Here is a 12435-nt window from a genome sequence, read left to right as displayed (position 1 = left end):
ACACACTGCAATAAAGCCTCACGGCTTGGGAATGGCAGTTATGTTGTAAATTGGTTTTACCAATTTTTGAAGTGAGTGGGTTACTTTACGTAATCTGTTGTAATAGGTCAAGTTGTTTTTGCAAATGTTAAGATTTGGTTTGAAAAATGTGGGTTTTAAGGGGTGGGGTGTGCGGTTAAAGAGGCAGGGATTGGCAGGCATTATGGAAAGAGGATATGGATAAAGAGAAGGTGTGCGTGCCGTATTCGATAGTCGAATCATGCAGAATGAGACGATGCAGCAAAGCCGCAGGCTGCACAGATGGTGCGATAAGAGGAGATAGCGCCGTATCATTTGGTATTAAGTAACTATAGTCATTTAAAATAAGAATGATACAGCGTTGATTTGCCTTGCCGTACTATGTGTACTGTCTGCGGCTTCGCTGCCTTGTCTCATTCTTATTTTATTCGACTATATATTTGTTTGAATGGCGCAGGAATGCGGATTGTGCCAAACGGTTGAGAGGTCGGATAAAAGGGATAAACAGGAAGGACGGTAAAATGAAAAAAACGGCCTTAGTGTAAAACACAAGGCCGTCTGCATATGGTGGGTGATGACGGAGTCGAACCGCCGACATTCTGCTTGTAAGGCAGACGCTCTACCAACTGAGCTAATCACCCGAAATGATAAAGCACCGGAACAAAATACCGATGCTTTTGAAAATTGGCGCGGCGGACGGGGCTCGAACCCGCGACCCCCGGCGTGACAGGCCGGTACTCTAACCAACTGAGCTACCACCGCGCGTTTTACTGCATTACTGCAGTAAATAGAAAACTGGTGGGTGATGACGGAGTCGAACCGCCGACATTCTGCTTGTAAGGCAGACGCTCTACCAACTGAGCTAATCACCCTGAATCTGTTGGAAACCTGCTGCAAATCTTAGAAAGAATAAGAGCTGATTTCAATGTTTAATGTTGGCGCGGCGGACGGGGCTCGAACCCGCGACCCCCGGCGTGACAGGCCGGTACTCTAACCAACTGAGCTACCACCGCGCATTTTACTGCATTGTTGCGATAAAAGGGAACTTGGTGGGTGATGACGGAGTCGAACCGCCGACATTCTGCTTGTAAGGCAGACGCTCTACCAACTGAGCTAATCACCCGTGTTCAAAAACATTAAGCTGCTATTAAACCAAAAACTGCTGCTTTGTGCAAGCTCTGTTTGTGCTGAAAATGGGATATTTTTTTCTGTTTTTTTTAAGGTAATGTTTTTAAATGAAATAAAAATGTAATGGATTGCCGGGGAAGTAAACGGTAAGAGTATGTTGTATGTTGGTTTTGATGTATAGTTGAATAAAATAAGAATGAGACAAGGCAGCGAAGCCGCAGACAGTACACATAGTACGGCAAGGCAAAGCAACGCTGTATCATTCTTATTTTAAATGACTATAAAAAGCCGTCTGCAAAACGGAAGGTTTGCAAGAATCCTTCGTTTTGCAGACGGCATAAAGCGTTGGGAACGGCTAATAATGCGGCGGAATCTCGTCGCGCAGGCTGTATGCTTCGTTTTGCCCGCCGTCCGCACTTTTATCGTTGATACGCCGGTAAAGCAGCCTTAATTGTTCCTGCTGCAAATCCAGAGTTTGCTGCATTTTGGCAACGGTATCGTTCAGGCTGTCGATTAAGTCTGCCTGAAATGCCGTCTGAATTTCCAGCTCGATGATGCGGTTTTCCAATGCTTCCATTTACAGCACCATCGCGGCAATCCAACCTGCCGCCATCAACGGAATATTGTAGTGGAGGAAAGTCGGGATAACGGAATCGTAGATGTGGTCGTGCTGGCCGTCCGCGTTTAAGCCCATGGTCGGGCCGAGCGTAGAGTCGGAAGCGGGCGAGCCGGCATCACCCAGCGCACCGGCCGTGCCGATGATGGCAACTGTTGCCAACGGTGAAAAGCCCAAAGCGGCGCACAACGGTACATAAATCGCGGTAATAATCGGCAGGGTGGAGAAAGACGAGCCGATGCCCATCGTTACCAGCAGGCCGACCACCAGCATGGCAAACGCCGCCATGCCTTTGCTGCCGCCGAACACCGCCATACTGCCCTCAACCAGCGGCTGGATGTCGCCGGTGGCTTTCATCACAGCGGCAAAACCCTGTGCGGCAATCATGATGAAACCGACCATCGCCATCATGCGGATACCCGCACCGAACACATCGTTGGCCTCACTGCGTTTGACCACGCCCAAAGTCATGAATACGGCAAAACCGAGCATTGCGCCCAACAGCAGCGCATCATTGTAAACCAACTGGATGGCAAAGCAGACGGCAATCGCCACCGCCGCCACCAAGCTGCGGTAGGAAGACGGTTCGGGCTGGTTTTCAGAAGCGGTTTGGCTGTCGGTATCGACTTGATTGTTTTCATAAATACGCGGTTTGCGATAGTGCAGGAACGCCAGCACCAAACCTGCCACCATACCCAGTGCGGGAATGCCCATCGCCTGCATGACGTTGATGTTTTTCGTATCCATGCCTGCCGACTGGATATTGCTCAACAGGATTTCGTTCAGGAAAATCGCGCCGAAACCGTAAGGCAGATACATATAAGTGGTAACCAAACCAAAAGTAATCACACAGGCAATCAGGCGGCGGTCGACCTGCAGGCGGTTGAACACCAAAAGCAGCGGCGGAATCACCATCGGAATAAAGGCAATATGAATCGGCACGACGTTTTGGCTCATGATGCCCATTACCAAAATCACCGCCAGCAAGCCCCATTTTATTTTGCTGAAACCTGAAGATACATGGTCGGATACACCGCCTTTGTTCAACTTGCGGACTACCGCTCCGGCAAGCTGCTGCGGCAGCCCCGAATGGGTAATCGCCATCGCAAATGCACCCAACATGGCGTAAGACAGCGCGATTTTCGCACCGCCCGCCAAACCGTTTTGGAAGACGGTAATAATCCCTTCTTGTGCCGGCGAGCCTCCCGCCGCGGCGACATCTGCCAGCGGCAGACCCGCAATCAGGCCGCCGACAAATGCGCCGATGACCAAACTGAGTACCACGTGTACCCTTGCCAGCGATAAAGCCAGCATCACAATGACTGCAATTACAACGGCATTCATGCCATTTCTCCATAATAGTGCCGAAAATACAGACGGCATTTGATTTCTCGGTAAAACGGTAAATTCTTCCCGTAATCTAACACAAATTTACATGTTACAGCAAATATTAGTAGGAAATACCAACCGCCCGACAAGTATGCGGAGACTTGGGATTGGGAAATTTTTATGACTATATCGAAGCGGGAAAAGCGGTGTTTCCAGCACTTTCATGACGATAGAAATAATCGGTATGGCGCGGGAAGACGCAAAAAGGCCGTCTGCAAAACAGAATATGCAGACGGCCTTTCTCGGGCAGGTACAGACAATTACCGGAAACAAAACAGATAAGGCGTTGCTGCGCCTTGCTTAAAAGAGAGCGTTGCTTAAACTGCTGAAGCAGCCGTTTTGCCGCCCGTATGATTCGTATTTCCTGCAGCTTGGCTGCTTGGCCTCATTTTGTATTGTTCGGCCGGGTTTACGGCAATAATTGCACCAGACGGGAAACGATTGCTTCGGCAGCCTGCTGTTTGCCGGTTTCCGGAAATGAAAGCTCCTGATTATTATCGATAATCGTAATTTGGTTGGTGGTTTTGCCCATTGCCTGAGAAACTTGATTGGCCACCAGCATCGGCACATTTTTCTTCAAACGCTTGGCGCGCGCATATTCAAGGACGTTTTCGCTTTCGGCGGCAAAGCCCACGCAGAAAGGCGGATTCTGCAGCGCGGCAACCGAGGCTAGAATGTCGGGATTTTCCGCCAATTCAATCACAGGCGGCCGGCCCGTACCGTCTTTTTTCAGCTTTTGGGCACTGCTGTTTTTTACCTTGTAATCGGCCACGGCGGCCACAGCGATAAAAACATCTTGTTCTGCAATCAAGCGGTGTACCGCCCGATACATCGCTTCCGCACTGACCGCCTGCTCGCTGTGGTGCAGGTCGGCGGGCAAGGCTGCCTGAATCTGACCGTAAACCAGCGATACTTCCGCACCGGCGGTACGGCAGGCGCGCGCCAACGCCATACCCATCTGCCCGCTGGAAATATTGGTAATGCCGCGCACTGGATCGATGGCTTCAAAAGTCGCACCGGCAGTGAGCAAAACCTTTTTGCCAAGCAGCGGCTTGGGCGACCATACATCGGGCAGCAAATCCGCCAGTTCCGCCGCTTCCGGCATTCTCCCCAAGCCGCTTTCACCGCAAGCCTGTTCGCCGTTGGCCGGTTGGAAAACGGTAATGCCGTCTGCACAAAGCTGCGCGATGTTACGCAGGTTGGCCGGGTTGTGCCACATTTCCACATTCATCGCCGGCGCGACCGCCAGCGGACATTTGCGCGCCGCCGCCAGATTGGTCAGCAGGTTGTCGGCGATACCGTTGGCGATTTTGGCCAGCGTGTTTGCGCTGGCGGGCGCAATCAGAAACACATCGGCTTGGCGGGTAAGATTGATGTGCGCCATACCGTTGCCGCCCGATGCGCCGTCGTGGGTATCGGTAAGCACCGGATTGCCGCTCAAAGCCTGAAAAGTCAGCGGCGACACAAATTCCGCTGCCGCACGGCTCATCGCCACAGTAACATCATGCCCCTGCTTTTTCAGCAGCCGCACCAACTCACAGGATTTGTACGCCGCAATGCCGCCGCTGATGCCCAGTAAAATGTGTTTGCCCATAAAAAATGTAGTCAAGCCGTTAGAATAAAAGGAATGCGGCAATATAGCATGAAACGGCGGCGGCGTGGGAATGGGAAAAGCCGTCTGAATTTCAGACGGCTTGATGGTTATTTTAGAGAGAACTTTAATATTTAGGGTTTGGATTGATTGGGGAGGGGGCGGATTGAAATTTTTTGATATCTTGTATTAATTGTTCTTTTGTAAAACCAGTTTGTTTTTGATACTCATGTATGATTAGATCTATACTTTCAGAAAGTCTGATTGAGCAATTGTTTTCGGCTCTTTTTATTGTTTCCGGAGAAAGTTGGGCATCATTTGATACTGAAGATACAACAAGTTGCCAATCTTTAAGTGCTTCATTTTTATTTTCATCTCCTTCTAGGAAAACATACCGAGTATGAATCAACTCTTGGCAGATTGGAAAGGTTTTGGCGGCAATTTCCTGAACTTCCTGATTGTTTGCTGCCCATGTTTGTGATGCAAACAGGCTCAGGCTGATACCGAGAATAGCAATCAGTTTTTTAGACATAATTATCGTCCTATTTAGATTGATGAAGTAATCTGAAAAATTAAGAATCTGTTTTTATCGCAGCGTTAAAGAAAATACTTAAACCAAGCATGACAATAATACTAAGCACTTGTGGAAGTTGTGGGTAAAAATGTTTAATTATTTCTTCCATAATAAAAACTGCCATAGTAGGGAGAATGGTCAATGCAATTAACTCTAATAATTTAAATTTGGCTTTCGTAAATGAGTTAATAATACATAGGATAAGAAAAGCACATAATGCAAGAGCTGAGGAAAATATAATGGATAAATTTTCTTGGTTATATGTAAAATATATAAATATAATACAAATGATGAGTGGTGTGGTAAAAATAAGAAGTAGCCGCATATGTCTCATTAAACCTTTATAAGAGTAAATAATATTTTATGCTGAAATGCTTAAATTAAATTTATATAAGTCTAAAAAAAACAGTTGCCGTCAATTGGAGAACTAATGAAATAAGTCAGTTTTATTGTAAAGAAGTGTAAAAAAGCCGTCTGCAAAACACGGTCTTCGGGTATTGGAGCGGTGTTTTACAGACGGCTTTTTCAGAGAGATTGGGTTTTAGGCTTCGTCTTGTTCTTTCTGCGGTTGCAGGTTTTCGTAGATTTCGGGCAGTTTGCCGATCAGCCAGTCGGGTTTGGTGGCTTTGTCTTGCGAGAGCAGGGTCATGTCGCCGTAGCCGAAGGTTACGCCAACGCTCAGGCAGCCGGCGGCTTTGGCGGCGAGGATGTCGTTTTTGGAGTCGCCTACCATCAGCATATTGGCGTGGTCTATGCCCAATACTTCGGCGGCGTGTATCAGCGGCAGGGGGCTGGGTTTTTTTTCGGGCAGGCTGTCGCCGCCGAGTATCAGGCTGAAGTAGTCGGCCAGTCCGAGCTGTTTTAAGAGTTCTACGGCAAGGATTTCGGTTTTGTTGGTGATGACGACCAGCGGAATGCCGAGGCTTTTGAGCAGCCCCAAGCCGGCTTCGGTTTCGGGGTAGGGGCGGGTGAAGTCGCTCAGGTGTTCGCGGTAGTATTGCATGAAGAAGATGAAGCCTTTTTCCCAAACGGCTTGATCGGCAGGGATGTCGCGGTCGTTGGTGATGACGCGGTGTACGAGTGTGCCGATGCCGTCGCCAACGTAGCTTTCTACTACTTTGGCAGGCAGGGCTTCCAAGCCCAAGTGTTCGCGCATGGCTTCGGCGGCAGCGGCTAAGTCGGGTACGGAATCGCAGAGTGTGCCGTCTAAGTCGAAGGCAACGGCTTGAACGTGGGAAAGGGTTGGGGTCATCATCGCTCCTCGGTTGTTTATTGTGGTTCGGGCTTTGATTTTAGCATTGTTTGGGTGTCGGGATAAGTAAAAGCCGTCTGCAAATCGGATTTTGCAGACGGCTTTTGTTGCGCTAATTTTGCGCGGCGGTGTTACAGGCAGGCGAGTTCGTTGGCCATTTGCTGTTCCAGCGTTTCGCGTTGGCGGATCAGGCGCGCGCTGTTGCCGCTTACCATGACTTCTGCGGCGCGGTTGCGGGCGTTGTAGTTGCTGGCCATGCTGGCGGCGTATGCGCCGGCGCTGCGGACAACCAGGATGTCGCCGGGTTGGCAGGCGAGTGTGCGGTCTTTGCCTAGGAAGTCGCCGGTTTCGCAAATCGGGCCGACGATGTCGGCGGTAAACGGTGCGGCGTTGCTTGCTTCGGCGGTTTCGATGTGGTGGTAGGCTTCATACAGGGCGGGGCGCATGAGGTCGTTCATGGCGGCATCGACCATGATGAAGTTTTTTTCTTCGCCTTTTTTGATAAATTCGACTTTGGTCAGCAATGTACCGGCGTTGCCGACCAAGCTGCGGCCGGGTTCGAGTACCAGCTTGAGACTGCGGTTGCCGATGAGTTGCTGCACGGCTTGGGCGTAGGCTTTCAGGTCGGGTACGTTTTCGTCTTTGTAGACGATGCCGACACCGCCGCCTAAGTCGATGTGTTCGAGGGCAATGCCTTCGTCGGCAAGTTGGTCAACCAGCAGCAGAATGCGTTCGCAGGCTTCAACCAGCGGGCTGAGGTTGGTCAGTTGGGAGCCGATGTGGCAGTCGATGCCGACGATTTTCAGGTTGGGTTGTTGTGCGGCATGGCGGTAGGCGGCAATGGCATCGGCGTAGGCAATGCCGAATTTGTTGGCTTTCAGGCCGGTGGAGATGTAGGGGTGGGTTTTGGCGTCGACATCGGGGTTGACGCGCAGGGATACGGGCGCGGTTTTACCCATGCGTGCGGCCACTTGCTGAATGCGGTCGATTTCGGGAATGCTTTCCATATTGAAGCATTTTACGCCTGCTTCGAGTGCAAATTCGATTTCGGCTTCACTTTTGCCGACGCCGGAGAAGATGGTTTTGGCTGCTTCGCCGCCGGCGGCCAATACGCGGGCGAGTTCGCCGCCGGATACGATGTCGAAGCCGCTGCCCAGTGAGGCAAAGTGTTTGATGATGCTGAGGTTGCCGTTGGCTTTGACGGCGTAGCAAATCAGCGGGTCAAGTGCGGCAAAGGCTTCGGTATAGCCTGAAAATGCCTGATTCAGCGCGGCTTGGCTGTATACATACAGCGGGGTACCGAATTGTTCGGCTAGTTGGGTAAACGGGGTTTGTTCGCAATATAGAGTCATGATTATTCTGTGATTTTTGAGGTGGGTTCTTGGGAGGGTTTGAAAATCGGCAGGCCGGTTTGAATGATGCCGAATTTGGCTTTGTCGTTTTCTTTCGGCAGGTACAAATCGCCTTTGAAACCGCAGGCAGACAGCAGGAGTGCGGACAAAACTGTGAAAAATGCACCGGACTTCATGTGGGAACTTTCTTAATGTGCTCGAATGTGGCAAGATTCGGTATCTTAAACAAAAATGACGCAAAAAGCCATGATGACTGAAAGTGAGTTTATCCGCCATACTGAAATTTTGTTTGCCCGCATCGAAGACGAAATTGATGAAAACGGCTGGGATTTCGACTGCCAAGCTGCCGGCAATGTGCTGACCATAGAGGCTGACGACGGTACGCAGATTATTGTAAACCGCCATACGCCCAATCAGGAACTGTGGATTGCGGCGAAAAGCGGCGGTTATCATTTTTCCGAACAAGACGGAAAATGGCTGGCAACGCGCGACGGCAGTGAGTTTTTCTCTGTGTTGAACCGCGTGTTGAGCGAGGCGGCGGGTGAAGAAATCGTGATTCGTGCCGTGTAAATGCGGTAGAATGAGCATTTTGCAGACGGCCTGTGCGGTCTGCTGTGGGAATATTTTGCAATGCGGCGGGCGGCTGCCTGCCTCGGGACATTAAGGATACCGATATGCCATTATTAGACAGTTTCAAAGTCGACCATACCCGTATGCACGCTCCTGCCGTGCGGGTGGCGAAAACCATGACGACTCCGAAAGGCGATACGATTACTGTATTCGATTTACGTTTCTGTATCCCGAATGAAGAAATTCTGCCGGAAAAAGGCATTCATACTTTGGAGCATTTGTTTGCCGGTTTTATGCGCGATCATCTGAACGGCGATCAGGTTGAAATCATCGATATTTCTCCGATGGGCTGCCGTACCGGTTTTTACATGAGCCTGATTGGTACGCCCGATGAGGCGCAGGTTGCCGATGCTTGGCTGGCTTCGATGAAAGACGTGCTGGCGGTGCGGGATCAGAAACAGATTCCGGAATTGAACGAATACCAATGCGGTACTTACCAAATGCACTCCTTGGCTGAAGCGCAGCAGATTGCTGAAAACGTATCGGCACGTGGCGTGAAAGTCAATAAAAATGAAGAGCTGACTTTGGACGAGGCGTTGTTGAACGCTTAACGATATAGTCATTTAAAATAAGAATGATACAGCGTTGCTTTGCCTTGCCGTACTATGTGTACTGTCTGCGGCTTCGCTGCCTTGTCTCATTCTTATTTTATTCGACTATATATGAAAGCCGGCGGTATCGGGCAGGTTTCGGATATGCTGAAACTGCCTGTCCGGCAGTAAAAAGGCCGTCTGCAAAATGGTTTGCCGAAAGAAAAGGCTTGCCATTTTTGCAGACGGCCTTTGTTGTGCCGTATGTCATCAGCCGGTATTACGCAAACCTTGTGCAACGCCGTTGATGGTCAGGTGTACCATCAGCAGGGCATGGGCATCTTCGGGGTTTTGGCGCAGGCGTTTGAGCATGGCAACCTGCAAGCCGTTGAGCGCGTTCAGATAAGGAATGCGTAACGCAAGCGAACGTGCCAGACTGCGGTTGTCGCTCAACAGCTCCTGAGTTTGCAGAATGTCCAGCAGGGCTTTCCTGCTCTTCAGGTATTCTTCCTTAATCATGGCAAAAATCACGGCGGCTTTTTCGGGCGATTCGCTTAAGCCGGCGTAGTCTTCCGCCAGCGTAATGTCGGTTTTCGCCATCACCTGTTCCATATTGGACAGCATGGCTTGGAAGAACGGGTTGTTTTTCGCGTGTTCCTGCATCAGCTTCATGTTGGCCGGATTTTGTTCGCACAGGACGGCAACCGCACTGCCGAAGCCGTACCAAGCCGGCAGCATCAGGCGGTTTTGCATCCATGAGAATACCCACGGAATGGCACGCAAATCCTGAATCCGTGCCAATGTTTTGCGGCTGGCCGGACGGCTGCCCAAGTTGAGCGTGGCAATCTCGCGAATCGGGCTGGTTTGCAGGAAGTAGTCGATAAAGTCTTCATGCGTAATCAATTCGCGGTAGTAGCGGAACGAAATATCCGACAACGACTGCATCAGCACCGGATCGGGATCTTTCTGCTCGGGCAGCAGGCTGGTTTCCAAAGTAGCGGCAACCAGCGTTTCCAGATTGCGGCGGGCATTGCTCGGGTCGGCGTACTTGGCCGTGATGACTTCGCCCTGTTCGGTAATTCGGATTTGCCCCGCCACGCTGCCGGCAGGTTGTGCCAGAATGGCTTGGTAAGACGGGCCGCCGCCACGGCCGACGCTGCCGCCGCGTCCGTGGAACAGGCGCATACGCACGCTGTATTTTTTGAAGAGTTCGACCAAGCCCGATTCTGCCTGATACAGACACCACGAGCTGGCCACATAACCGCCGTCTTTGTTGGAGTCGGAATAGCCGAGCATGATTTCTTGAATGTTGTCGCGGCTGCAGAGCAATGCGCGATACCATTCCAAACCAAACATTTTTTCCATAACGGGGCAGGCGTTTTCCAAAGCCTCGATGGTTTCAAACAGGGGAACGATGTTCATGCGGCTGTGCGGTTTACCGTCGGTAACGGACAGCAGGCCGCTTTCTTTCAGCAGCAGCGCCACCGCCAGCAAGTCACTGGGGCGTTCGCAGTTGGAAATGATGCATTGGGTAACGGCATCTTCGCCAAACTCGTCTTTGATTTTGCGCGCTTCGTTAAAAATCGCCAATTCGCGGCGGGCGTGTTCGCTGTAAGTAACAAACGGGCTGGACAGCGGACGCTGGTGTTGCAGTTCGCGCAGCAATGCCGTCTGTTTGTCTTCTTCGGAAAGCTGCCAGTAATCTTCCAAACCGGCGTATTGGAACAGTTCCGCCACTACATCGCCGTGTTTTTCGGCGTGTTGGCGCAAATCCAGCGGCATCATGTGGAAACCGCAAATCGAAGCGGTGCGGATAATGTCGGCAATGCGGCCGTCGGCCATCAGGCTGCTGCCGTTGTCGCGCAATGAACGTTGCAGCGTGTTCAGGTCGTCCAAAAACTCCTGTGCGCTTGAGTAGGGTTCGCCGTAGCCGAATTTGCTGCCCAAACCCAAACCGATGGTGCGGGCTTTGCCCATCACGCGTGCCATGATGTAGGCGATGGCGCGGCGGTAGGGTTCTTCCGCACGGGCAATCTCATTGTCGGGAGAAGCATCGGCCATTTTGAGAACGTCATCGTTGACTTTGACGCGGCGTATGGAAAGCGGCAGCTCGCGATAGAGTTTGTCGAGTTCGCCGCGATACAGGCGGAAAACCGCATCCGCATGGCGTTTGAAGGCATGGCGCAGGGTTTCGGCGGTAACAAACGGATTGCCGTCGCGGTCGCCGCCGATCCAGCCGCCGATTTTCAGAATGTCGGGTACGCGAATGCTCGGATAGGCCGTCTGCAAATCGCGTTCCATACCGCGGTAAAGTTTCGGCAGCGCCTCGAAAAAGCTCATAGGGAAAATGGATACGCCGTTGTTGATTTCATCGTTGACGGTGATTTTGTAGTGGCGCGTTTCGCTGGTCTGCCACAAGCCGAGCAGAATGGTGTCGATTTCACGGCGCAAGTCTTCCAGCGCCACGGCATTGGTGCAGCGTTCGCGTTTGGGCAGCAGGGCGCGGATACGGCGGTTGAAACTCAATACCGACTGGCGTTGCACTTCGGTAGGGTGGGCGGTCAGCACGGCGGTAACATTGGTAACGTCAAGCTGGTTTTGCAGGGTTTTGCCGTCCACTTTTCCCGCACGCAGTTTGCGGACGGTATCGGACAAACTGCCTTCCGCCGCATCGTGTCCCGCATCTTCGTGGACTTGGCGGCGGCGTTCGTGGTGCACGTCTTCCGCGATGTTTAAGATTTGCGCCAGCAATCCGCAAGCCAACGTCAAATCGTGGGTTTGCCGCTCGTCAAGCTGGGGAAGGACTTTTTCGATGACTGCGCCGCTGTCGTCTGAAGCTGATAACAGTTTAACGGTTTCCACCACCAGCGGAGAGGCTTCTTCATGAAGCAGGTTGAACAGCGACTGTTTCAGAAATTCCGCATCGGCAGCCAAAGCCGCGTCTTTCGGGTTATTGAGGATATGCAGTTGCATGGTTTCTCCCTATTTTGCCAAACATTATTGCAAGCAGGATAAATCAAACCGCGGAAACCGACAAGCCTGTTGTTTTATGTCAATAAGAAATAAATGGTTTTTACCGCTTTCCACTGTCGGATTTTCGATATTATGCCGTCTGCAAAATGCGGGAAACAGGCGGCAGACAGGTTGGTAATATTGCGGAGCGGAGTGAGCCGAACAAACGGACGGCTGAGGTCGGCAGAACCATGCAGACGGCAAATTTTCGGTAATGCCGTTTCGTTTGTATGATGTTTGGCTGTATTTGCAGACGGCATTCAACTGTTTTCGGCTGCCTGATTTCGATTTTTCGGTTAAAATCCAGTTATCTGTATCTTATTTGTCCTATCGAAAGAGATTC

11 protein-coding genes and 5 tRNA genes are annotated in these 12435 nt (G+C 51.1%); 3 read left to right on the top strand and 13 right to left on the bottom strand.

Features of this window, described 5'->3' with window-relative positions; genetic code table 11:
* Window positions 1-583: 583 nt before the first annotated feature.
* The 7 genes from EL111_RS08200 to EL111_RS08170 form a co-directional block, all read right to left on the bottom strand.
* Window positions 584-659: transfer RNA gene (locus EL111_RS08200), tRNA-Val, on the bottom strand.
* Between the two features lie 44 nt (window positions 660-703).
* Window positions 704-780, bottom strand: a tRNA-Asp gene (locus EL111_RS08195).
* A gap of 34 nt (window positions 781-814) precedes the next feature.
* Window positions 815-890 (bottom strand) — tRNA-Val (locus tag EL111_RS08190).
* Window positions 891-954: 64 nt separating this feature from the next.
* Window positions 955-1031, bottom strand: a tRNA-Asp gene (locus EL111_RS08185).
* Between the two features lie 34 nt (window positions 1032-1065).
* Window positions 1066-1141: transfer RNA gene (locus EL111_RS08180), tRNA-Val, on the bottom strand.
* Between the two features lie 360 nt (window positions 1142-1501).
* Window positions 1502-1723: a SlyX family protein gene (locus EL111_RS08175; RefSeq protein WP_123794598.1), complete on the bottom strand. Its 222-nt coding sequence runs from the start codon at window positions 1721-1723 to the stop codon at window positions 1502-1504.
* Entirely contained in the window at window positions 1724-3106 is a 1383-nt protein-coding gene (locus EL111_RS08170) for a Na+/H+ antiporter family protein (RefSeq protein WP_123794597.1), read from the bottom strand.
* 208 nt (window positions 3107-3314) lie between these two features.
* Here EL111_RS08170 and EL111_RS10575 point away from each other — a divergent pair, with 208 nt between their 5' ends.
* Window positions 3315-3455: a hypothetical protein gene (locus tag EL111_RS10575; protein ID WP_164715656.1), complete on the top strand. Its 141-nt coding sequence runs from the start codon at window positions 3315-3317 to the stop codon at window positions 3453-3455.
* 105 nt (window positions 3456-3560) lie between these two features.
* Here the strand turns inward: EL111_RS10575 and coaBC are convergent, their stop codons facing one another.
* The 5 genes from coaBC to lptM all read right to left on the bottom strand — a co-directional run bounded on the left by coaBC (window position 3561) and on the right by lptM (window position 8096).
* Window positions 3561-4745: a bifunctional phosphopantothenoylcysteine decarboxylase/phosphopantothenate--cysteine ligase CoaBC gene (coaBC, locus tag EL111_RS08165; protein ID WP_123794596.1), complete on the bottom strand. Its 1185-nt coding sequence runs from the start codon at window positions 4743-4745 to the stop codon at window positions 3561-3563.
* 124 nt (window positions 4746-4869) lie between these two features.
* Complete coding sequence (locus tag EL111_RS08160; RefSeq protein ID WP_123794595.1) at window positions 4870-5274, bottom strand: hypothetical protein; 405 nt, start codon at window positions 5272-5274, stop codon at window positions 4870-4872.
* 583 nt (window positions 5275-5857) lie between these two features.
* Window positions 5858-6568 (bottom strand): phosphoglycolate phosphatase, encoded by a 711-nt coding sequence (locus EL111_RS08155; protein WP_123794723.1) that lies wholly within the window; start codon window positions 6566-6568, stop codon window positions 5858-5860.
* Between the two features lie 131 nt (window positions 6569-6699).
* Entirely contained in the window at window positions 6700-7920 is a 1221-nt protein-coding gene (lysA, locus tag EL111_RS08150; protein WP_123794594.1) for a diaminopimelate decarboxylase, read from the bottom strand.
* Window positions 7921-7922: 2 nt separating this feature from the next.
* Entirely contained in the window at window positions 7923-8096 is a 174-nt protein-coding gene (lptM, locus tag EL111_RS08145; protein ID WP_123794593.1) for an LPS translocon maturation chaperone LptM, read from the bottom strand.
* Between the two features lie 70 nt (window positions 8097-8166).
* Here lptM and cyaY point away from each other — a divergent pair, with 70 nt between their 5' ends.
* Window positions 8167-8490, top strand: a complete 324-nt coding sequence (gene cyaY / locus EL111_RS08140) for an iron donor protein CyaY (RefSeq protein ID WP_123794592.1) — start codon at window positions 8167-8169, stop codon at window positions 8488-8490.
* A gap of 104 nt (window positions 8491-8594) precedes the next feature.
* A complete protein-coding gene (luxS, locus tag EL111_RS08135) occupies window positions 8595-9101 on the top strand; it encodes an S-ribosylhomocysteine lyase (RefSeq protein ID WP_123794591.1) in 507 nt (168 codons plus the stop codon).
* Window positions 9102-9350: 249 nt separating this feature from the next.
* On the opposite strand, the gene ppc is transcribed toward luxS, so the two are convergent.
* Window positions 9351-12053 carry a phosphoenolpyruvate carboxylase gene (gene ppc / locus EL111_RS08130; protein ID WP_123794590.1) on the bottom strand — a complete coding sequence of 901 codons (2703 nt, stop codon included), beginning with the start codon at window positions 12051-12053 and terminating at the stop codon, window positions 9351-9353.
* Window positions 12054-12435: the final 382 nt, after the last annotated feature.

Source organism: Neisseria animalis, assembly GCF_900636515.1.
GTDB classification, from domain to species: Bacteria; Pseudomonadota; Gammaproteobacteria; order Burkholderiales; family Neisseriaceae; genus Neisseria; species Neisseria animalis.
This window is presented reverse-complemented; position numbering and strand designations above follow the sequence as displayed.

Bases quoted from the DNA above. Each gene is read 5' to 3' on its own strand.
- EL111_RS08155 (WP_123794723.1), bottom strand. From the start codon at position 6,568: ATGACCCCAACCCTTTCCCACGTTCAAGCCGTTGCCTTCGACTTAGAC.
- luxS (WP_123794591.1), top strand. From the start codon at position 8,595: ATGCCATTATTAGACAGTTTCAAAGTCGACCATACCCGTATGCACGCT.
- EL111_RS08160 (WP_123794595.1), bottom strand. From the start codon at position 5,274: ATGTCTAAAAAACTGATTGCTATTCTCGGTATCAGCCTGAGCCTGTTT.
- coaBC (WP_123794596.1), bottom strand. From the start codon at position 4,745: ATGGGCAAACACATTTTACTGGGCATCAGCGGCGGCATTGCGGCGTAC.
- lysA (WP_123794594.1), bottom strand. From the start codon at position 7,920: ATGACTCTATATTGCGAACAAACCCCGTTTACCCAACTAGCCGAACAA.
- EL111_RS08170 (WP_123794597.1), bottom strand. From the start codon at position 3,106: ATGAATGCCGTTGTAATTGCAGTCATTGTGATGCTGGCTTTATCGCTG.
- ppc (WP_123794590.1), bottom strand. From the start codon at position 12,053: ATGCAACTGCATATCCTCAATAACCCGAAAGACGCGGCTTTGGCTGCC.
- EL111_RS08175 (WP_123794598.1), bottom strand. From the start codon at position 1,723: ATGGAAGCATTGGAAAACCGCATCATCGAGCTGGAAATTCAGACGGCA.
- lptM (WP_123794593.1), bottom strand. From the start codon at position 8,096: ATGAAGTCCGGTGCATTTTTCACAGTTTTGTCCGCACTCCTGCTGTCT.
- EL111_RS10575 (WP_164715656.1), top strand. From the start codon at position 3,315: ATGACGATAGAAATAATCGGTATGGCGCGGGAAGACGCAAAAAGGCCG.
- cyaY (WP_123794592.1), top strand. From the start codon at position 8,167: ATGATGACTGAAAGTGAGTTTATCCGCCATACTGAAATTTTGTTTGCC.